Annotated in this window: 18 protein-coding genes, 1 tRNA gene and 1 riboswitch; of the genes, 4 read left to right on the top strand and 15 right to left on the bottom strand. The window is 68.1% G+C overall.

Translation table 11 applies throughout. The features are described 5' to 3' along the window. Positions 1-90 precede the first annotated feature (90 nt). Genes DIE11_RS10910 through DIE11_RS10900 form a run of 3 tightly spaced genes read left to right on the top strand, consistent with a single transcriptional unit; the run spans position 91 to position 4,165 of the window. The gene (locus tag DIE11_RS10910; protein ID WP_124623482.1) at positions 91-2,439 is read left to right on the top strand and encodes a TonB-dependent receptor; all 2,349 of its coding nucleotides are present in this window, start codon (positions 91-93) and stop codon (positions 2,437-2,439) included. After that, positions 2,427-3,686 carry a sialidase family protein gene (locus DIE11_RS10905; RefSeq protein ID WP_124623479.1) on the top strand — a complete coding sequence of 420 codons (1,260 nt, stop codon included), beginning with the start codon at positions 2,427-2,429 and terminating at the stop codon, positions 3,684-3,686. The genes DIE11_RS10910 and DIE11_RS10905 overlap by 13 nt, the downstream gene beginning before the upstream one ends. Next, positions 3,683-4,165 (top strand): TlpA disulfide reductase family protein, encoded by a 483-nt coding sequence (locus tag DIE11_RS10900; protein ID WP_124623476.1) that lies wholly within the window; start codon positions 3,683-3,685, stop codon positions 4,163-4,165. Before DIE11_RS10905 ends, DIE11_RS10900 begins: the two co-directional genes overlap by 4 nt. 88 nt (positions 4,166-4,253) lie before the next feature. Here DIE11_RS10900 and DIE11_RS10895 read toward each other — a convergent pair whose 3' ends face one another. The 7 genes from DIE11_RS10895 to pepN form a co-directional block, all read right to left on the bottom strand. Then, entirely contained in the window at positions 4,254-4,508 is a 255-nt protein-coding gene (locus DIE11_RS10895; RefSeq protein ID WP_059530096.1) for a GlsB/YeaQ/YmgE family stress response membrane protein, read from the bottom strand. Positions 4,509-4,733: 225 nt separating this feature from the next. Then, positions 4,734-4,955 (bottom strand): hypothetical protein, encoded by a 222-nt coding sequence (locus DIE11_RS10890; protein WP_124623473.1) that lies wholly within the window; start codon positions 4,953-4,955, stop codon positions 4,734-4,736. Then, on the bottom strand, positions 4,952-6,697 hold the full coding sequence (locus tag DIE11_RS10885; RefSeq protein WP_124623471.1) for an FAD-dependent oxidoreductase: 1,746 nt from the start codon (positions 6,695-6,697) through the stop codon (positions 4,952-4,954). The genes DIE11_RS10890 and DIE11_RS10885 overlap by 4 nt, the downstream gene beginning before the upstream one ends. Before the next feature lie 175 nt (positions 6,698-6,872). Continuing rightward, positions 6,873-7,682, bottom strand: coding sequence for a LuxR C-terminal-related transcriptional regulator (locus DIE11_RS10880; RefSeq protein ID WP_124623468.1), 810 nt, complete (start codon positions 7,680-7,682; stop codon positions 6,873-6,875). A gap of 167 nt (positions 7,683-7,849) precedes the next feature. Beyond that, positions 7,850-7,925, bottom strand: a tRNA-Thr gene (locus DIE11_RS10875). A 208-nt stretch (positions 7,926-8,133) separates the two neighbouring features. Beyond that, positions 8,134-9,153 (bottom strand): class 1 fructose-bisphosphatase, encoded by a 1,020-nt coding sequence (locus DIE11_RS10870; protein WP_059598981.1) that lies wholly within the window; start codon positions 9,151-9,153, stop codon positions 8,134-8,136. A gap of 282 nt (positions 9,154-9,435) precedes the next feature. Then, positions 9,436-12,129, bottom strand: a complete 2,694-nt coding sequence (pepN, locus tag DIE11_RS10865) for an aminopeptidase N (protein ID WP_124623465.1) — start codon at positions 12,127-12,129, stop codon at positions 9,436-9,438. Positions 12,130-12,315: 186 nt separating this feature from the next. On the opposite strand from pepN, the gene DIE11_RS10855 reads away from it, so the two are divergent. Beyond that, positions 12,316-13,017 carry a DUF4136 domain-containing protein gene (locus DIE11_RS10855; protein ID WP_059598983.1) on the top strand — a complete coding sequence of 234 codons (702 nt, stop codon included), beginning with the start codon at positions 12,316-12,318 and terminating at the stop codon, positions 13,015-13,017. Positions 13,018-13,068: 51 nt separating this feature from the next. Here DIE11_RS10855 and DIE11_RS10850 read toward each other — a convergent pair whose 3' ends face one another. The 8 genes from DIE11_RS10850 to DIE11_RS10805 form a co-directional block, all read right to left on the bottom strand. Then, positions 13,069-13,641 carry a TMEM165/GDT1 family protein gene (locus tag DIE11_RS10850; protein WP_059448199.1) on the bottom strand — a complete coding sequence of 191 codons (573 nt, stop codon included), beginning with the start codon at positions 13,639-13,641 and terminating at the stop codon, positions 13,069-13,071. A 78-nt stretch (positions 13,642-13,719) separates the two neighbouring features. Beyond that, a riboswitch (yybP-ykoY riboswitch) is annotated at positions 13,720-13,857 on the bottom strand. A 96-nt stretch (positions 13,858-13,953) separates the two neighbouring features. Continuing rightward, positions 13,954-15,273: a guanine deaminase gene (gene guaD, locus DIE11_RS10840; protein ID WP_124623462.1), complete on the bottom strand. Its 1,320-nt coding sequence runs from the start codon at positions 15,271-15,273 to the stop codon at positions 13,954-13,956. Beyond that, the gene (locus DIE11_RS10835) at positions 15,270-15,608 is read right to left on the bottom strand and encodes a hypothetical protein (protein ID WP_124623459.1); all 339 of its coding nucleotides are present in this window, start codon (positions 15,606-15,608) and stop codon (positions 15,270-15,272) included. Before DIE11_RS10835 ends, guaD begins: the two co-directional genes overlap by 4 nt. Positions 15,609-15,635: 27 nt before the next feature. Beyond that, positions 15,636-16,661, bottom strand: a complete 1,026-nt coding sequence (locus tag DIE11_RS10830) for an adenosine deaminase (protein ID WP_124623455.1) — start codon at positions 16,659-16,661, stop codon at positions 15,636-15,638. 18 nt (positions 16,662-16,679) lie between these two features. Next, the gene (gene xdhC / locus DIE11_RS10825; RefSeq protein WP_124623452.1) at positions 16,680-17,684 is read right to left on the bottom strand and encodes a xanthine dehydrogenase accessory protein XdhC; all 1,005 of its coding nucleotides are present in this window, start codon (positions 17,682-17,684) and stop codon (positions 16,680-16,682) included. 612 nt (positions 17,685-18,296) lie between these two features. Next, a complete protein-coding gene (locus DIE11_RS10815) occupies positions 18,297-18,809 on the bottom strand; it encodes a disulfide bond formation protein B (protein ID WP_124623446.1) in 513 nt (170 codons plus the stop codon). Between the two features lie 149 nt (positions 18,810-18,958). Then, a complete protein-coding gene (locus tag DIE11_RS10810; protein ID WP_059598989.1) occupies positions 18,959-20,335 on the bottom strand; it encodes an amidase in 1,377 nt (458 codons plus the stop codon). 7 nt (positions 20,336-20,342) lie between these two features. Further along, positions 20,343-21,023, bottom strand: coding sequence for a GntR family transcriptional regulator (locus DIE11_RS10805; RefSeq protein WP_124623444.1), 681 nt, complete (start codon positions 21,021-21,023; stop codon positions 20,343-20,345). Positions 21,024-21,170 lie beyond the last annotated feature (147 nt).

The raw sequence follows: 21,170 nt of genomic DNA, 5'->3' as shown, positions 1-21,170 counted from the left end.
CCTGCGGCCCGATCCGCGCGCCGCGCCATGTGCGCGCGGCGCGTCGGCTCGCGCACGGCGGCGTCCGGTCACGTTTTCAGGAATTCATCCATGTCGTTCACCTTCCCCGCGCGGCCGTCGCGCGGCCGGCTCGCGCTCGCCTGCGCGGCAGTTTTTGTCTGGCCTGCCGCGCAGGCGGCCACAATCGATGGCGCATCCGCCGACCCCGTGCCCGGCGGCCCGGGCAACCCGGCCGGCCGTGCCGCACCGGTTGCCGCGCCCGCGCCGACGGGCGACACGCTGACCGCCGTCAGCGTTTCCGCCCGGCGGCAACCCGTCGATCCCGATACGCCGGCCGTCGTCGAGTCGATCACGCGCGAGCAGATCGACGCGCACACCAACGTCACCACCGAGGACGCGCTGAAGTACGCACCCAACCTGATGGTTCGCAAGCGCTACATCGGCGATCGCAACAGCGTGTTCGCCGGCCGCGACTTCAACGAGTTGCAGAGCGCGCGCGGGCTCGTCTACGCCGACGGGCTGCTGCTGTCGAACCTGCTCGGTTCGAGTTATGCGTATCCGCCGCGCTGGTCGCTGATCGCGCCCGACGATATCGCGCGCGTCGACGTGCTGTATGGTCCCTTTTCCGCGCTGTATCCCGGCAACGCGATCGGCTCGACCGTGCTGCTGACGACGCGGCGCCCCGATGCGCTCGAGGCGTCGCTGTCGACGCAGTTCTTCACGCAGCGCTATCACGACGGCTACGGGTTCGCGGACAGCTTCGGCGGCAATCACCAGACCGCGCGGATCGCGAACCGCGTCGGCAAGTTCTGGTTTTCGCTGTCGCTTGACCGGCTGGAGAACGACGGCCAGCCGATGCAGTATGCGAGCCCCAATTCAGCCTACAACCCGAAGCTCGGTGCCGCGGTGCCCGTGACGGGGGCGGCTGCCGACATCGGGCCGAACGGCAAGCCGCGCACGATCGTCGGCGCGCAGACCATCGAGCGGACCGAGCAGCTCAACGAGACGGTCCGGATGGGCTATGCGTTTTCGGACCGCGTCGACGCGACGCTGACGCTTGGGCACTGGGAAAACCATTACCGGCAGCACGGCGAAACCTTCCTGCGCGATGCGGCCGGCAATCCCGTCTACGGTGGCAACGTGTCGATTGGCGGCCGGAACATGACCGTCGCGCCAAGCGCGTTCGCGCCGCAGCGCGGCGACCAGGAGAATTGGTTGTACGCGCTCGGCCTGAACGGTCGGCTGGATTCGGGCTGGCGACTGTCGGGCGTGGTGTCGGCATACGACGTATCGCGTGACGTGCTGCGCGCGGCGTCGACCGTGCAGGGCGGGGCGGGCACGCTGTTCCAGGGCGACGGCACGGGCTGGCGCACGTTCGACCTGAAGGCCGAGGCGCCGGAAGTGAAGGGCCACGCGTTCACGTTCGGCTATCACTACGACAACTATTTCCTGCGCAACGTCACGTACAACACGGCCGACTGGCTGACCGGGCCGACTACGTCGCTCGCGAGCGTCTACCGGGGCGACACGCGCACGCAGGCGCTGTTCGCGCAGGACGCGTGGCGTTTCGCGCCCGGCTGGCTCGCGACCCTCGGCCTGCGCTACGAGCGCTGGGATGCGTACGGCGGCGCGCTTGGCAACGCCAACGGCATGCTCGGCTACGCGGACCGCAACGCGAATGCGCTGTCGCCAAAAGTCGCGCTGCAATGGGACGCGACGGACGTCTGGCGCTTCCGGCTGTCGTTCGCGACCGGCACGCGCTTCCCGACGGTCGGCGAACTGTTCCAGGGCACGATCTCGAACAACGCGATCGTCAACAACAACCCGAACCTGCGGCCGGAAAAGGCGATCGACTGGGACTTCACGGCCGAGCGCGACGTGGGCGTCGGCGTCGTGCGCGCGAGCGTATTCCAGAGCGACCTGCGCGATTCGATCTACAGCCAGACGACGGTGTCGGGCGCGTCGACCGTCACCAACATCTCGAACGTCGATCGCGTGCGCGTACGTGGCGTCGAACTTGCATTCAGCGGCCAGAGCGTCGGGCTGCGCGGGCTCGACATCGACGCGAACGTGTCGGCGAGCAACGCGCAGATTCTGGCCGACGCCGCGAATCCGGCTTACGTCGGTTCGCGCTTTCCGCGCATCCCGCGCATGCGCGCGAACCTGCTCGCGTTGTACCGCTTCGACGAACACTGGCTCGCGAGCGTCGGCGTCCGCTACTCGGGCCGCCAGTTCAATACGCTCGACAACAGCGACGTCAATCCGGACGTGTACGGCGGCACGAGCATCTTCACGGTCGTCGACCTGAAGGCACGCTACCGGTTCGACCGTCACTGGGTCGCGTCGGTCGGCATCGACAACCTGACTGACCGCCGCTACTACGTGTTCCACCCGTATCCGGGCCGCACTTTCTTTGGAGAACTGAAATGGTCGCTGTGAAATCGTTCGCGGCAGGCTGCGCGCTGTGGCTCGCGGCGCTGTCGCCCGCAGGTGCGCACGACGCGCCGAACACTGTCGATCCGCATGCGGCGCACATGAGCGTGCAGGCCGCGCCGGCACAGCAGAAGCAGCCGCTCGCGACCGGCGCCGCATTCGACGTGCGGCACAGGCTGTGGGTCGCATGGGTCGAAGGCGCGCACGTCGTCGTCGCGCACTCGGATGACGCGGGCCGCACGCTGTCCGCACCCGCGACCGTCAACGCGATGCCCGAGCCGATCTACACGAGTGCGGAGAATCGCCCGAAGCTCGCGACGAGCCCGGACGGTAGCGCGGTATACGTGTCGTGGTCGATGCCGCTCGAGGCGCCGTACACCGGCATGGTGCGCTTTTCGCGTTCGCTCGACGGCGGCGCGACCTGGAGCGTGCCCGTCACCGTGCATCGCGACCGGCAGGCGATCACGCACCGCTTCGACATGATGGCAGTCGATCCGGCGGGCAACATCGCGATCGCGTGGATCGACAAGCGCGATCTCGTTGCGGCGAAGGCGGCGGGGCGGGCGTACGACGGTGCGGCCGTCTACTACGCCGTGTCGCGCGACGGCGGCGTGTCGTTCGAGCCTGAGCGCAAGGTGACCGATCACACATGCGAATGCTGCCGCATCGCGATGGCGATCGATCCGGCCGGACATATCGAAGCCGTGTGGCGCAACGTATTCCCGGGGCAGATCCGCGACCATGCGCTCGCGGTGCTGCCCGTGTCGGCGTCGGAGCCCGTCGCGCCGGTGCGCGCGACGTTCTCGAACTGGCACGTCGAGGCGTGCCCCGAGCATGGGCCGGCGCTCGCGATCGCGCCGGACGGCACGCGCCACATCGCGTGGTTCGGCGTCGTCGACGGCCGCGCCGACGTGTTCTACTCGCGCATCGGCGCCGATGGGAGGCCGCTCGGCACACCCTGGGCGTTCGGCGCGAATCCGGCGGTACCGGCGGAGCAGGCATCGCATGCGGCGCTCGTCGCGCGCGGTGATGTCGTCTGGCTCGCATGGAAGGCGTTCGACGGCGACACGATGCAGATCAAGTTGCGCCGCTCGGACGATCGCGGCGAGCACTGGTCGGCGCCGCGCGTGATCGCGTCGACCTCGGGTGCGAGCGACAACCCGCAACTGCTCGACGATGCAGGACGCCTCTACCTGTCGTGGCGTACGCGTAACGACGGCTATCGGCTGATTTCCGTGGAGGGGGCGCAATGAAACGGCTGCTGGTGTCGATCTGCGCCGTGCTTGCGAGCCTGCCCGCATGGGCCGGTGAACTGCAGCCGCTGCGCGCGGCCGAGGTCGCGAAGTTGTACGCGACGGCGCTCGAGCGGCCGCTCGCGGTCGAGATCTGGTCGCTCGATTGCGGCTACTGCCGCGAGAACGCCGCGCATCTGGTCGCGTGGCAGCGCCGGCATCCGGACGTGCGCCTCGCGATGGTCTCGATGGACGCGTACGACGACAACGGTGCGGCGATCGCGCAGGCGCTCGCGCAAATGAACCTGCCGCCGCAGGTCGCGCAGTATGCGAACGCGGAGCCGATGCCCGAGCGTCTGCGGGCGGCACTCGATGCGGGATGGCGGGGAGAAATGCCGCGTACCGTGTGGATCGGACGCGATGGCGCACGCGAGGCGCGCAGCGGATTGCTGACGACCGACGTGCTCGACGGCTGGTTGCGGCGCGGCAAGCGCCAGTGAAACCGGAAGGCGGCGCGCGGGCAATGCCGCGCGCCGCTTCGATGCAACTACGAAACGAAAGCGCGCCCGAAGGTGCGCGAGAAGATCGTCAGGCCGCGCGCCTGAACAGACGGATCACGAACAGCAGGATCACGGCGCCGATGACCGCGACGATCACCGAGCCGATGAAGCCGCTGCCGAGGCTGATGCCGAGCACCCCGGCCAGCCAGCCGCCGATCACCGCGCCGACGATCCCGACGATGATATCGACGATCAGGCCGAACCCGCCGCCCTTGACGAGCAGGCCCGCCAGCCAGCCGGCGATCGCGCCGATGATGAGCCACATAATCAAGCCATGAGTCATGGTGATCCTCTCCTAGTGTTGAGTCGAAATGACCGGACGTCGGCTGTTTCGCCGCAAGCTGCATGAAGGCGGCATGCGACCCGCCGTGCCGCCCACGCAATGTAACGCGATAGACGGGTCGGAATCGTTAAGTAATGTTATGCACCCTTATCGGGATTTTCCAGGGGATTCGTCTGCCTACGAAATGAATCTGTAAGAAATGGATGGTGGCACGCAAGCGGTGCGTCATGTATCACATCGTCCATGCGTCGCCGCCGGTGCACCCGTGTCGGGCAGGCCGTCGCCGGCGTCCGCGATCAGGCGGGTGATGGTTGCCGCGTCGCCGATCGCCTCGATCGCCAGCAGCGCGAAGCGGGCGAGAAAGAGCGACGCGTCGGTTTCGCCGATGCGGGTCATCGTGCGGCACAGGTTGGTGTAGAGGACGTCGCGTTCGGTGTCGGTCATCATGCGTTCTCCTGAGGATCGGCTGACGTGTGCGGGTGAAGTGCGCGCTCGAGTGCGGCGCTCAGGTCGGTGGTGCGCGCATCGTGCCAGCGGCCGAGCACGTGTCCGTCCGGACGCACGAGATAGACGGTGCCGTCGCGCGCGCCGTACAGGTCGAACAGCCGGCCGTCGACATCGTAGCCGCCGCCTCCGGGGTGTTGCGGTGCCGCATGCCGCGCGAGCGTGACGAGCGCGAACGGTATGCCGGTGTCGTGCAGGCGTCGTTCGAGATCGGCGAACGACGGATCGGGCGCACCGTCGCGCGTAAAGCGGAACGCGGTGAAGCGCGAGCCGACGAGATCGGTCAGGTGGCCGCGACGCGCGCCGTTGTCGTTGCCGATGTCGCTCGACGTCTGCAGCATCAGCGGGCATTCGGCGAGTACCATGCCGGGCGCCGGCCCAGCCGAGAACGCATCGCGTTCGTCCGCATTGAGCGGCGACGCCGTGTAAGCGATGGCCGATGTCTGACGCGGATTGATCAGCGAACGCAACGCCGGATGCCGGACCGCGAGCGTCAGCACGGCCTTGCGCATCAGGTCGAACGCAAACGACGGCGGCGCCATGAACTCGGTGCTCTTGGTGCCGTAGCGCAGGTTCTCGTGCGTTGCGAACACGCGCTCGTCCGAATAGCTGTCGAGCAGTGCGTCCGACGCGAGCCCGCGAATCACGTACGCCAGTTTCCAAGCGACATTGTCGGCGTCGTCGATGCCCGAGTTCGCGCCGCGCACGCCGAAGATCGGCACGAGGTGCGCGGCGTCGCCGCAGAACAGCACGCGGCCGTGCCGGTAGCGTTCGAGCGTCAGCGCGTTCGCCTTGTAGATCGTGATCCAGATCGGCGACCAGTCTCCGCGCTCGCCCATCATGTCGAGCAGGCTCTGCACACGCGGGATCACGTTTTCGGGTTTGACGGCCGCTTCGGGATCCTCATCGTCGCGCAGCTGGTAGTCGATCCGCCACACGTTGTCGGGCTGTTTGTGGACGAGCACGGTCGAGCCCGGGTTCGACGCCGGGTCGAAGTAGGCGAGCCGCTCGGTCGGCCGATCGCTGTCGAGCGCGATGTCGACGATCACGTAACGGCCTTCGTAGCTGGTGCCCTGGAGCGACAGGCCGAGCGCATCGCGCATCGTGCTGCGCCCGCCGTCGCTCGCCACGGCCCAGTCGGCATCGAGTGCGTATCCGCCGAGTGGCGTATCGACGTCGAGACGCACCCCGTCCGGGCGCCGCGTGACGCCGGCGACCTTCGTCTGCCAGCGGATTTCGATGAGCTCGGGGCGGCGCAGCGCGGCATCGAGCAGGAACTGCTCGATGTGATACTGCGCGAGGTTCACCATCGGCGGCAGCTTCTGGTTTTCGTCCTGCGGCATCGTGAAATGCAGCACTTCTTCGTGACGATGGAAGCTGCGTCCGCCGCTCCACGGCAGTCCGACGCTGAGGAAACCGTCGAGTGCGCCGAGCCGCTCGATGATCTCGAGGCTGCGTCGCGAGATGCAGATGGCGCGGCTGCCGTGACAGACCGAATCGTCGGCTTCGAGCAGCACGCTGCGGATGCCGTGATTGGCGAGGCCGAGCGCGACCGCGAGGCCGACCGGCCCGCCGCCGACGATCGCGACGCGGTGCCGCTGCATGTCGACGCCGTCACTGCAGGTCGGCAGGTGCGCGGGATGGCGCGCGGCGACGAACGGATATGGCTTGAATTCGATGCCCATCGTTGGCTTCCAGGTTGCACTGTTTGAATGCGCACGCTCGACGACGCGATGCGTGCGGCAGGCTGGATGCAGTATGGAAGCCGTACCGAACACCGCTGTCCCCATTCCGGGTACAGCGCTCGGCCGGCGGCGGGCCGGGACTTACCCCGACGCGCTCAGGATCGGCAGTCGACGTTCAGGGCTGCAGGCACAGCGCGAACAGCTGGCGCTGGCTCGAGATGCCGAGGCGTCGGTACGCGCGTTTCTGGTAGGTGACGACGCTGGAGGCCTTCACGCCGATCGTCTCACCGATCTCCTGCGCGGTCTGGCCTTCGAGCACGCCGCGGAGCACGTCGAGTTCGCGCTTGGACAGTGCCGGGCATGCGCCGCGCAGCCGCGCGAGCATCAGGTGCGGGATGCCGATCTGCGCCGCGCCGGCGAGCGCATAGTGATGCCGCGCGGCCTGCGCGATCAGCGGTGCGAGCGTTTCGATGGCCGCGATCTCGCGTGGCTGGAACGCGCCGCTGCGACGCGCGCGATACAAGTTGATCGACAGCCAGGTCGAGTCGTTCGGCTGCATCAGCAACGCGACGCGATCGGACACGTCGGGGCCGCGGTAGCAGGCCGCGCGATATGCGTCGTGGCAGATCTCGTCGCCGGCCTGCTGATGCAGCACCACGTCGTGGCGGTGCGTGCCGCGACCGGCGGCCGAGACGATCTTCTGGTTGCCGTCGAGTGCATAGAAATGCCGCGCGTAGGTGTCGGCGACGTCACGCAGGTAGCGGCCGCCGCGATGATCGGCGACCGAGATGGTGCGTGGACGGTTGCCGAATTCGTACGCGAAGATCGTGCACTGCGTGACGGACAGCGCATCGTCGAACAGCTTCAGGATTTCCGCGGCGAACGCATTCGGCTCGCTGCCGCCGATCACGGTAACGAGACCAGTTGCGCGGGACACGTCCAGTTGCCCGCCGAGGTTCGGTCGCTCGAGGCGCCAGATGCGCATGATGCGGAGGGGGGGAGGGCCAGGTGATCCGACGATTGTAATCGGCGGGGCGCGGTGCGGGAGTCGGGGGATGCCCGCACGCGGAAATGACGCGGAGGTGGTGCAGGACTTCGTGGCCGCAAAAGAGAAAAGGCCTGATAAGCGATGCTTATCAGGCCTTTATATCTTGGTGCCGGAGATAGGAGTCGAACCTACGACCTTCGCATTACGAATGCGCTGCTCTACCAACTGAGCTACACCGGCAGCAGAGAAATGAAATTATATGGTCAAATCCGAGATCTTGGCAATAGGTTTTGCGAAATTTTTTTAGCTTGCTGCTGCTGTTTCGCGAAACCATCGATCCGGCGGACTTCCCGCTTTCACTTCACTGCGATGCAGCCTGTCAGGGCCACATCGCGAAGGCGCGATTGTACTGGCGTCTCGCACCTCCGTCTAGTGCAGCAGTGCAAATTTATTTGCCTTCGCCTTCGTTGTGATAGCCGGTCACGCGCTCGACTTCGTTCTTCGAACCGAGGAACACCGGGACGCGCTGGTGCAGGCCGGTCGGCTGCACTTCCATGATGCGCTGCGTGCCGGTCGTCGCGGCGCCGCCGGCCTGTTCGACGATGAACGACATCGGGTTCGCTTCGTACATCAGGCGCAGCTTGCCCGGACGATCGGGCGTACGCTTGTCGGCCGGGTACATGAAGATGCCGCCGCGGTTCAGGATCCGGTGCACGTCGGCCACCATCGACGCGATCCAGCGCATGTTGAAGTTGTCGCCGCGCGGGCCTTCCTTGCCGGCGTTCAGCTCGCTGACGTAGCGCTGGACCGGTTCGTACCAGTGGCGTGCGTTCGATGCGTTGATCGCGTATTCGCGCGTATCGGCCGGGATCTGCATGTTGCTTTGCGTGAGCACCCACGAGCCGACTTCGCGGTCGAGCGTGAAGCAGTTCACGCCGTTGCCGGTCGTCAGCACGAACACCGATTGCGGGCCATACACCGCGTAGCCGGCCGCGACTTGCTCCGTGCCCGGCTGCAGGAACGATTCCTCGGTGGCCTGCTTGCCGTCCGGGCAACGCAGCACCGAGAAGATCGTGCCGATCGACACGTTCACGTCGATGTTCGACGAGCCGTCGAGCGGGTCGAACACGAGCAGGTATTCGCCGCGCGGGTAGTTCGCGGGGATCGGGAAGAACGTTTCCATTTCTTCCGACGCCATCGCGGCGAGGTTGCCGCCCCATTCGTTCGCGTCGAGCAGGATTTCGTTCGACAGGATGTCGAGCTTCTTCTGCACTTCGCCCTGGACGTTCTCGCTGCCGGCGGTACCGAGTGCATCGCCGAGCGCGCCCTTCGACACGTTGTAGCTGATCGCCTTGCACGCGCGGGCGACAACTTCGATCAGCAGGCGGAGGTCGGCGGGGAGGTTGTTGGTCTCACGCTGCTGCTCGATCAGGAACTTGGACAGCGTGGTGCGGCGGGCAATGGACATGACAGACTCCGAAAGGCCAAAGAATCCTTGAATTGCCGCAATTTTACCCGGCGCGCCTCCCGACCCGCCGCCTTTTTTCGTCTGGTTACAGGGGCGGTCGGCTGACTCGGCCGGGTTCCGGCGTGCGTGACGCGGCGGATCGGCGCGGAAGCGGCGGGAAATCCGGATGCCCGAACGCATGGTCCTGCTCCGACCCCGTCAACCTTCAGACGACAAAAAAGCCGGCGTCGCAACGGGGCGGCGCCGGCCTCGTCGCACGCGAGGCGAATCGCGTGCGTGACGTTACGCAAGAGCCTTTTCGACGATCTCGCGCACGTCGCGCGATTTCGCGCCGGCGGCGACCTGCTCGAGCGCATCGCGCATCCGGTCGCGCAGCGCCGGCGTGAAGCGGCGCCACAGTTCCAGCGAGCGGGCGAGGCGCGCGGCGACCTGCGGGTTGATCGCGTCGAGCGCGAGCACCTGTTCGGCCCAGAACGCGTAGCCCGAGCCGTCCGCCGCGTGGAATTGCGCCGGGTTCGCCGCGCAGAAGCTGAAGATCAGCGAGCGTGCGCGGTTCGGGTTCTTCAGGTTGAACGCCGGGTGGGCCATCAGCGTGCGGACCTTCGCGAGCGTCGGCTGCGCGGCCGTGCCGCGCTGCGCGGCCTGCATCGCGAACCACTTGTCGATCACGAGCGCTTCCTTCTCGAAGCGACGGTAGAAGTCGTCGAGCGCGCGCGTGGCCGCGTCGTTCGCGCCCGATGCCGCAGCGGACAACAGCGCACCGAGCGCGGCGGCTCGATCGGTCATGTTGTTCGCCGCGTCGTACTGCGCGGTCGCGATGCGCACGGCGTCGGCCGGATCCTCGAGTTCGGCGAGATACGCGAGCGCGAGGTTCTTCAGCGCACGGCGGCCGGATGCGTCGGGCGTCGGCTCGTACGCGCCCGGCGTCTCGTGCTGCGCGTACGCGGCGAGCCACTCGGCGCGCAGCGCGGTCGCGAGCTGGCGGCGCACGAACTGGCGCGCGCGATGCACGGCGGCCGGATCGGCTTCCGCCATCTGGTCGGCCAGATAGGTTTCCGACGGCAGCGTCAGCGCGAGTTCGCGGAACGCGGGCGACAGGTTTTCATCGGTCAGCACGCGGCGGAACGCGGCGACGAAATTCTCGCCGAGCGTGAGCGGCTCTTTTGCGGCGGCACGCGCGGCGAGCGTCAGCAGCGCACGCGTCGCGAGGCGCTGGCCGGCCTCCCAGCGGTTGAACGGGTCGCTGTCGTGCGCGAGCAGGAATGCGAGGTCGTCGTCGCTGTAGTCGTACTCGACGATCACCGGTGCCGAAAAATTGCGCAGCAGCGACGGCAGCGGTTGTTCCGGCACGTCGACGAACGTGAAGGTCTGCTCGGTATCGGTGAAGTCGAGCACGCGCGTCGTGCCCGCCGCCGCGGCTTCGCCGTCGAGACGCAGCGGCAGGTCGCGGCCGTCGCGGCCGATCAGGCCGATCGCGAACGGGATCAGCAGCGGCCCTTGCTGCGTTTCGCGCGCGGCCGGCGACGCATCGCCGTAGCCCTGCGCGAGCGTGAGCGTGTAACGGCGCGTGGCCGGGTCGTAGGCGGCCTTCACCGACACGCGCGGCGTGCCGGCCTGGCTGTACCAACGCTCGAACTGCGCGAGGTCGCGCCCGTTCGCGTCGGCCATCGCGTGACGGAAGTCGTCGCACGTCACGGCATGACCGTCGTGGCGCTTGAAGTACAGGTCCATCCCCTTGCGGAAGCCGTCGCGGCCGAACAGCGTCTGGTACATCCGCACGACTTCCGAGCCTTTCTCGTAGACGGTCATCGTGTAGAAGTTGTTGATCTCGACGTAGCTTTCCGGGCGCACCGGGTGCGCCATCGGGCCCGCGTCTTCGGCGAACTGCAGCTGACGCAGCACGCGCACGTCCTCGATGCGCTTGACCGCGCGGGCCGCGGATGCGACGTCGTCGCCCGCGGCCATGTCGGCCGAGAATTCCTGGTCGCGGAACACCGTCAGCCCTTCCTTCAGGCTCAGCTGGAACCAGTCGCGGCAGGTCACGCGGTTGCCGGTCCAGTTGTGGAAATACTCGTGGCCGACCACCGATTCGATGTTCGCGAAGTCGGTGTCGGTCGCGGTCTCGGGGTTCGCCAGCACGTACTTCGTGTTGAAGATGTTGAGCCCCTTGTTCTCCATTGCGCCCATGTTGAAGTCGCCGACCGCGACGATCATGAAGCGGTCGAGATCGAGCTCGAGGCCGAAGCGCTTTTCGTCCCAGCGGATCGAGTGGATCAGCGAATCCATCGCATGACGGGTCTTGTCGAGGTCAGCCGGCTCGACCCACACCTGCAGCAGTTTTTCCTTGCCCGAGCCGGTTGTGATCTTCTCCTCGATCGCGACGAGCTTGCCCGCGACCAGCGCGAAGAGATAGCTCGGCTTGCGGAACGGGTCTTCCCATTTCGCGAAGTGGCGGCCGTCGGGCAGCTCGCCCGAGTCGACGAGATTGCCGTTCGACAGCAGCACCGGATACGCCGTCTTGTCGGCGCGCAGCGTGACCGTATACGACGCCATCACGTCAGGGCGGTCGAGGAAGTAGGTGATGCGGCGAAAGCCTTCCGCCTCGCACTGCGTGAAGAAGTTGCCGCTCGACACGTATAGGCCGGACAGCGTCGTGTTCTGGTCCGGCGCGCACGCGCTGTCGAGCGTGAGCTCGAACGCATCAGGCACGTTTTCGACGGTCAGCCCATGCTCGTGCGCGCGCACCGCGCCGTACGGCGCGCCGTCGAGCCGTGCGCCGAGGAATTCGAGCGCTTCGCCCAGCAGCTCCAGATGCGGGGTGGGCGCCGCGTCCGGATTGCGGCGCACGCGCATCGTATTCCTGACGATCGTGCGGGCCGGCGCGAGATCGAATTCGAGCGCGACGGAATCGATGAGGAAGGCCGGCGGCGTGTAGTCGGCGCGGCGGATCACGGTGGAAGAGGCGTTGTCGGACATGGTCGTCGAGATCGGTGGAATGGGGATCGGGCCCGCGACGCGGGCCGGGCGAACCGGGTCATTGTACAAAGGCTGGCGGCTGCGTGCCGGGCGAACTTTTTACCGGTTCCGGGAGTCCGCGTATTATCGGCATCCCGTGCAGTTCGCGCGTTGCGACGCACGGGTGACGGATCGACGAGGATCGACATGAAACACGATTGGATTTTTCGCGGTGCGGGCTGGGCGGCGGTGCTGTGCGTGACGCTGCTGACGGGCTGCACCAGCTACGTGACGACGCAGGTCACGGCATTCTCCGACTGGAGCGGCAGCGACGCGACACGCACTTATGCCTTCACACGCACGGATGCGCAGAAGCACAGCATCGAGCAGTCGACCTACGAGCCGATCGTCGCGAACGAACTGTCCGCGTATGCATTCAGGCAGGTGCCGGCCGCGCAGGCCCGCTATCTGGTCGGGCTGGCCTACGGGGTCGGCAGCGATCTGGTGACGGTGCCGCAACCGGTTTACTACGACCCGTGGTTGATGGGGCCGGGGCCGTACTGGCGCGGCGGGCCGTGGGGCCCGTGGGGGCCCTGGGGGCCGATGCCGGCAGGCTACGTCGCGCAGACCTACCAGGTCTTCGACTACACGCTCGGCATCCGGATCACCGAGCGCGCGACCGGCAAGGAAGTCTATAACGTGACCGCGCGCACCACCGGCGACAACGGGGCGTTGCTGTATGCGATGCCGTTCCTCGCGCGCAGCGCGCTCACCGATTTCCCGTTGGCGAACGGTGCGATCCGCACGGTGCGGCTGCCGGTCGACAAGCGCGGCGGGCCGGCCGCACCGGCCGCCAACGAGCGTGCGGTGCCGGCCGTGCCGGCATCGGGCGCGGCGGTCGCGAAGTAGCGCGGTATCGACACCGGCGCGGCCGCCCGGTCGCGCCACTTGCTGCGTGCGTCAGGCCCCGACGCCCAGCAGCGCCAGCGCGCCGAGCACGACGAACAGCACGGCCGCGATACCGTGCACCAGCTTCGTCGGCAGGCGGTGCGCGAAACGGTCGCCCAGCAGGATCGCGGGCACGTTCGCCAGCATCATCCCGAACGTCGTGCCGGCCACCACGCCGATGTAATCCTGGAAGCGCGCGGCGAGCGCGACGGTCGCGATCTGCGTCTTGTCACCCATTTCCGCGAGGAAGAACGCGACGAGCGTCGCGCCGAACACGCCGAGCCGCGAGCGGTTGGCATTGGCTTCGTCCGCATCGAGCTTGTCCGGCACGAGGATCCACAGCCCCATCGCGATGAACGAGAACGCGAGCGCCCAGCGCATGATCGACGGCGTGACGAGCGCGCCGAGCCATTCGCCGAGCGCACCGGCGAAACCGTGGTTCACGAGCGTCGCGACGAGCACGCCAAGAATGATCGGCACGGGCTTGCGGTAGCGCGCGGCCAGCACGAGAGACAGCAGTTGGGTCTTGTCGCCGATTTCAGCGAGGGCGACGGCGCCGGTGGAGATCAGGAAGGCTTGAGACACGTATGGGGTTCCACGGGCCGATGTTGTGCGTGCGAGCGACGATCCGCCGCGCGCCGGACCCTGATGCGGCGCGCAGTGAACCATCGGTCTCGCCAGGCCTTGGTGGCTGCGTCCGCCATGGCCGAAAGGCCAAGTCTGTTGACGGACGCCTCCGTCACGATGCGCGCCGTTGGCGCGGGACATCGAGCGGAGCGGCTACTCCCCAATGAGCGGCGAATTCTAGCACGGCGTGCGGCGCGCGCGGTGCGAATCCGGTTGCTCCGGCCTGCCTCGCGACGCACGCCGGGGCAGGCATGGGCAAGCGCGCGTCAGTTACGCGGCGGCGGTGCGGCGCGCGGCACCGCGCTCGTGCACGAGTTGGCCGGCCGCATAGGTGCGGTACACGGCACGGTCGTCGCCGAGCAGCGCGAACGCGAACAGCAGTTCTTCCAGCGACTCCGCGCGTTTCGTGCGGCGTGCGAGCAGCGGCGTGGCCTGCGGGTCGAGCACGACGAAATCGGCCTCGGTGCACGGCGCGAGCGTGCCGACCGTATCGGCGAGATCGAGCGCCTGGGCGGCGCCGGCCGTCGCGAGCCAGAACATCCGCGTCGCCGTCAGGTGGTGGCCCGACAGCCGCGCGACCTTGTGCGCCTCGTTCATCGTCTGCAGCATCGAGAACGACGTGCCGCCGCCGACGTCGGTGGCGAGCGTGACGGGCACGTCGAATTCGCCGGCCTTGTCGAAGTCGAACAACCCGCTGCCGAGGAAGAAGTTCGACGTCGGGCAGTGCGCGACGACGGTGCGCGTCTCGGCCATCCGGCGGCGGTCCTCGTCGTCGAGGTGGATGCAGTGGCCGTACACCGCGCGCGGGCGCAGCAGCCCGTAACGGTCGTAGATGTCGAGATAACTGCGGTGGCCGGGGAACAGCTCGGCCACCCATTTCACTTCATCCACGTTTTCCGCGACGTGACTCTGCACGAACACGTCCGGATGGCGACGCGCGAGTTCGCCGCATGCCTCGAGCTGCGCCTCGGTGGATGTCGGCGCGAAGCGCGGCGTAAGCGCGTACATCTGGCGGCCCTTGCCGTGCCAGCGGCCGATCAGCTCGGCGCTGTCGTCATAGCCCGATTGCGCGGTGTCGCGCAGGAACTCGGGGCAGTTGCGGTCCATCAGCACCTTGCCCGCGATCATCCGCAGGTCGCGCGCGTCGCTCGCCGCGAACAGCGCGTCGGCCGATTGCTTGTGCACGGTGCAGTAGACGAGCGCGCTCGTCGTGCCGCAGGCGAGCAGTTCGTCGACGAAGAAGTCGGCGACTTCGCGCGCATGTTCCGGATCGCCGAACTGGCGCTCGGTCGGGAACGTGTACTTGTCGAGCCAAGGCAGCAGGCCGGGCGCCGGCGACGCGATCATGTCCGTCTGCGGATAGTGGATGTGCGTGTCGATGAAGCCGGGCACGATCAGCTTGTCGCGCAGGTCGTGGACGACCGCGTCGCGCGCGAGCGTCGCGGCGAGCTGCGCATACGGGCCGGCCGCGACGACCTTGCCGTCGTCGACGATCAGGAGACCGTCGGTCTCGTGGTTCGCGGCCTGGCTCGACTGCGCCGGGTCGCCGTTGAAGGTGAGCAGTTGGGAACGGAAAGCGGTTTGCGTCATGACGAATGGTCCTGCATCAAGGTAAGGCGAACAGAAGAAAACGGTCGGCGCCGCGCGGGCGACGGCATGGCGGGCGCTGCTCGGGCATGCGCGATGCGGCGAAGCGCGAAGGCCGGGGCGCGGCGGAAGGCGATCGCGGTGGCATTAGCGACCGGCGCGGCGGCGAGCTGCATGACGAGCCGCAACGACAGGCTTCGGCGCGCGACGCCGCACAACGCCGTCGCCACGCGGGCGACTGGCGCGACGCGCGCGTGCGTGCGCGGTGCACGCACGCGGCCGAAGTGGCGCAGGGCCAAACCGGTCGCCACGAAGCGGATGCCGTCGATGTGTTTCATCTGTCTAGCGAACCTCGATGCCAGCCGTCACGCGGCCTGCCAGTACGAATCGAGACGCGCGATCAGCGCATCGCGCTGCGTGGCGTCGACGAACGACGCCTCGAAGCCGTTGCGGATCACGGTGTGCACTTCGGCGTCCGTCAGCTGCAGCCCGTCAACCGTCGCGAAGTAGTTGTCGTTCACGTAGCCGCCGAAATAGGCCGGATCGTCGGAGTTGATCGTCACCGCGACGCCGCGATCGAGCAGTGCCTTCAGCGTGTGCTTCGCCATGTCGTCGAACACGCACAGCTTCAGGTTCGACAGCGGGCACACGGTCAGCGCCGTGCGCGTGCGCGCGAGGCGTTCGACGAGCGCCGCGTCCTCGATGCTGCGCACGCCGTGGTCGATCCGGTCGACCTTCAGCACGTCGAGCGCTTCGTAGATGTAGGCGGGCGGGCCTTCCTCGCCCGCATGTGCGACGAGCTTCAGCCCGAGCGCACGCGCCTTCTCGAACACGCGCGCGAACTTCGTCGGCGGATGGCCCAGCTCGGACGAATCGAGACCGACGCCGATCAGTCGGTGGCGATAGCGTTCGAACAGCGGCAACGCGGATTCGAACGTCGCGAGCGCATCTTCTTCGGACAGGTGGCGCAGGAAACACAGGATCAGCTTGCTCGACAGCCCGCGCTGCTCGGCATCGGCGAGCGCGCGGTCGATGCCGGCAACGACCGTCTCGATCGGCACGCCGCGTTCGGTGTGCGTCTGCGGGTCGAAGAACAGCTCGGTATGGACGACGTTGTCGGCGAGTGCGCGTTCGCAGTATGCGGCCGTCATGTCGTAGAAATCCTGCTCGGTCAGCAGCACGCTCGCGCCGGCGTAATAGATGTCGAGGAACGACTGCAGATCGGTGAACGCATACGCGGCGCGCAGCGCGTCGATCGACTCGTACGCGAGCTTCACGCCGTTGCGCTGCGCGAGCGCGAAAATCAGTTCGGGCTCGAGCGAGCCTTCGATATGGATGTGCAGCTCCGCTTTCGGGGCGCGGGCAATCTTGTCCTTGAATGTCGGGGTCATGGCGTTGTTCTTGGTCGGTCAGAATGTAGGGGAAGCCAGCGCGGGCGCGTTCGCCTCGACGGCCTGCAGCAATTGCGCGGCCACCGAGATCGCGATCACTTCGGGCGCCTTGTCGATGATGCCTTCGACGCCGATCGGGCAGCGCATCCGCGCGACCTGGGCCGGGTCGATGCCGATCGCCGCCAGCCGATGATCGAACTGCACGCGCTTGGTGCGCGAGCCGGTCATCCCGAAGTATGCATAGTCGCCGCGCCGCAGGATGCGCTCGGCCAGCACGAAATCGAGTGCGTGGTCGTGCGTCATCACGACGAAGTACGCATGCGGCGGTGCCGTATCGACGGCATCGGCCGGGCTGGCCACCGCGTCGATCGCGAGATTGCCGATCCCGGCGAGGGCGTCGGCCGGCGGGAACACCGCGTCGGGCCCGTCGATCCAGTGCACGTGGCACGGCAGCGTCGCCAGCACCTTCACGAGCGCGGTGCCGATGTGTCCCGCGCCGAACAGCACGACGGGGAACGCATACGGCGCGATCGTTTCGGTCATCAGCGACACGCCACCGGTTTCCCACAGCAGGCAATCGGCGCGCGCCGCGGGCGATTCGGGCTCGCTCAGCAGCGGCGCACCCGGCGAGGGGCCGAATGATACGCTACGCACGGTTGCGGCGCCCGCCGCGACGCGCTTGGAGAGCGACATGATCCAGCCGAGGTCGCCGACGTCGAGCCGCTCGAACGCGAGCACGACCGCTCCGCCGCAGCACTGGCCGAGGCTCGGGCCGAGCGCGAGCCTTTCGAGCCGGCGTGCGTGGGGCACGTGCGCGCCGTCCTTCAGCAGGTGCCGCGCGATCTCGATCGCCTTCCATTCCAGATGACCGCCGCCGATCGTATGGCGGGCCGTGTCGCGCGTGACGAGCATCTTGGTGCCGGCCTCGCGCGGCGCGGAGCCGTCGGTGTGCGCCACCGTCACCAGCACGGCCGCTTCGCCGTGCGCGAGCAACTGCTGCAGATCGCCGAGCCAGGCTTCCATCAGCACGCTCCGGTCGGGACGACGCGGCGCGACGCGCGGCGCGGGGTGGCGGGCGCCGCGGCAACGAGGGCGGACGAAAGCGACGCGGGCCGGCTGCCCGACTGCGAATTCGGTGCGGTGGCCGTGCGCCGAAGGCGCGCGCGAACGACGCCGCGGGACGTGCGGACGCCATGAGGGTGACGGATGCGGATGGTTTGCGTTGTCATGATGAATCCAGTCGACATTGCGGATCGGGCGCGCGTTACGCAGGAGGTGAGGCAACTGGCCTCGCGCACGTAGATCGCCATCCAGTCGCGAAGATAGCACCGCAAGGCGGCGGAAACATTGCCGGGCGGTGATCCGGGCTATCAGACGGCGATCATGTCGATCATAGGCCCGCCGTGCGGGATCGGGGCGCCGATGCACGGGCATCGGGCCGAAACGCATGCGCGGCGGGGCGTGCGCGCGGCTGTCGCGTGAGGTGCGTTCGCCCTGAAATCCGGGTTGCGGCGGGGTAGGTGTTTACGCGCGGCCGGCATGTGCGGCCGCGTGGGGCTGCGCCGGTGCGGCCGGGTGAGCAGCGCGAAGCGCCTGCGCGGCCTCGACCGGTCGGCCGGAACGTGGCGCGTCCGGTCAGCCTGCCAGCTTGTGGCGATGGCGCCAGAGGCTCGAGGCGACGGGAATCAGGATCGCGGCGAAGCCGATCAGCGCCCAGCCGGGCAGCAGGATGCCGAAGATCGGCGGGTAGACGGTCTCGCACAGGCCCGCGACCTTGAACATGCCGGGGAACCACTGGGCGGGCGGCAGGCTGTCGACGATCGGCTGCAACGTGTCGAAGCCGCAGCTGAAGCCCGGATTCATCTGGATCGAAAGGTGCCGCGCGGCGGTGCCGACGCCGCCGGCCGCGGCGATCGCGATCAGCAGCTCGAGCACCCAGATGCCGCGCCAGTTGCGCATCCCGGCCGCCAGGAACGCGAAGATCCCGATCGCCGCGAAGAAGTAGCGCTGGATGATGCACAGCGGGCACGGATCTTCGTTCTTCACGTACTGCAGATAAAGCGCGCCGGCCAGCAGGGCGATGCACACCCATCCGAGCAGCATCAGCAGGCGGCGTTCACGGCGGAGTGCGAGCGTGGAGTCGTTCATGTCGGCGGGATTCCTGTCGTTGGTCGGTCCGATAAACAATCGCGCGATTTTAGCGCGAACGATCTGGCACGAAACTGACAGCGCGCATGCGGCACCCCGCCGCAGCCACTTCGTCCGGGGCATCTTCCCCCGTCATTGCGCCCGAGCGGTCACCGGATCGTGTTCAGCACGGCCTCGACCGCCTGGCCGATCGCGAGCAGCGCGTCGTCGCGATGCGGCGCGGCCGCGAGCATCAGGCCGACCGGCGCCGTATCGCGCGGATGGCACGGCAGCGACAGCGCGCAGGCGTCGAGGAAGTTGAACGCGCTCGGGTTGCGAAGGATCAGCGCGTTGGTGCGCGTAAAGGCAGCGTCGTCCGCTTCGAGTTCGGCGATGCGCGGCGGCACGACGGGCACCGTCGGCGCGACGAGTGCGTCGAAGCGCGACCAGACCGTGTGCGCCGCTTCCTCCAGCATCGCCTGGCGGGCGGCGAGCAAGTCGAGATAGTCGGCCGCGCTCGCCGGCTCGCCCTTCAGGATCCGCGAAAGCACGCGCGGGTCGTATTGGTCGCGGTGCTGCGCGAGCAGCGGGCGATGCCACGCGTATGCCTCGATCGGCGAGAAGCCGAAGCGGTTGATGTCCGGCAACCGGTCGAGCGCGGAAAAGCGCACTTCCGTGACGATCGCGCCGGCGGCTTCGAGGTGCTTCAGCGAGGCGTCGAGCGCGGCGGCGACATCGGCATCGACGCCGTCCGTCACATAGTTGGTCAGCACGCCGAGCCGCACGCCTTCGAGCGGCCGCGCGGCCGGTACGTGCGGCTCGAGGCCCGCGAGCATGCGGTCGACGAGCGCGCAACAGGCGACCGTCAGGCCGATCGGGCCGAACGAGTCGAGCGTGGTCGACAGCGGCACGCCGCCTTGCGTCGGGATCCGGCTCGCGGTCGGCTTGAAGCCCGTGAGCCCGCACAGTGCGGCCGGAATGCGGATCGAGCCGCCGGTGTCGGTGCCGAGCGCGACGGCCGCCATCCCGTCGGCGACGGACGCGGCCGCGCCGGACGACGAGCCGCCGGCAATCCGCGCGTCGCCCGGCACGTCGCGGCGGTATGGTGAGCGCGGCGTGCCGAAGTGCGGATTCAGGCCGAGCCCCGAGAACGCGAACTCGCTCATGTTGGTGCGGCCGACCAGCACCGCGCCCGCGCGCTTGAGCCGCGCGACGGCGACCGCGTCGGCCTTGGCGGGCGGTGCGCCGTCGAGCACGCGCGAGCCGGCGCGCGTCACCTGGCCCGCGACGTCGAACAGATCCTTGACCGACACGGGGATGCCCGCGAGCGGCGACAGCACGGTGCCTGCGGCACGCAGACGGTCGTGGGCATCGGCGGCCGCGCGCGCGTTGTCGGCGTCGACTTCCGTAAAGACGGCGGCACCCTGGCCGGACGGATCGGCGATCCGGTCGAGCGCGACGTCGACGAGCGCGCGGCTCGTGGTCCGGCCGGCGGCGAGGTCGGCGGCGAGCTGGGCGAGCGGAGGGAAGGGCGTGAAGGTGGTCATGGGCGGTTCAGGGGCGAAGACGTTGGACAAGAGTGGCGCGAAACGAATCGATATGGCGTTCGACGGCCGTGCGCGCGCCGGCGGCATCGCGCGCGGACAGCCGTTCGAACAATTCGAGGTGTTCGCGCTGGACGTCGGACAGGTGGTGCGGCTCGGACAGCGTGACGAACCAGAAGCGCAGCGAGCGTTCGTGCAGCGCGCGCAGGATCTCCGCGAGCACGGTGTTGCGTGCCGCCGCGGCGATCGCCTGATGAAACGCGCGATCGAGCTCCATCATGCCCTCGACGTCGTGCGCGTCGACGCAGGCCTGCCCGTCGTCGAGCAGCGCGGCCATGCGCGCGAGATCGTCGGGCGTCGCATGGCGGGCGGCGAGTTGGACGCAATGCGCTTCGTTGATGCGGCGCACGTCGATCACCGCGACGATGTCGTCGAGCGACAGCGGCCGCACCATCAACCCCTTGCGCGGCATTACGGACAGCAGCCCTTCGAGCACCAGCCGGTGGACGGCCTGATGGACGGGCGTGCGGCCGATGCCGGTGCGGGCGACGAGGTCGGCTTCGTTGAGCGCGGCGCCGGGCTTCAGGCGCATCGTGATGATGTCGCGCTGAATCAGCGCGTACGCGCGGTCGGCGAGGCTGACGGCTGATGCGGCGGGCCGGTCGTGGAGGACGTCGGTCAGGGCGTTCATGCGGGCGGCGGCGCGGTGGCCGGGGAGGGCGCAATCATGGCGCAGGCGATCGGTAGCGTGGGCGATTCGTGAATATTATTGTGATATATCACTGATGTCCAGTGTGCCCGGGCGACGATCGAGATCGTCGAATGAGCCCGGTGACAC

Source organism: Burkholderia sp. Bp9012 (assembly GCF_003853825.1).
In the GTDB taxonomy this organism is placed as follows: domain Bacteria; phylum Pseudomonadota; class Gammaproteobacteria; order Burkholderiales; family Burkholderiaceae; genus Burkholderia; species Burkholderia diffusa.
The sequence above is the reverse complement of the archived record's forward strand: the minus strand, read 5'-3'. Positions and strand labels throughout refer to the sequence as shown.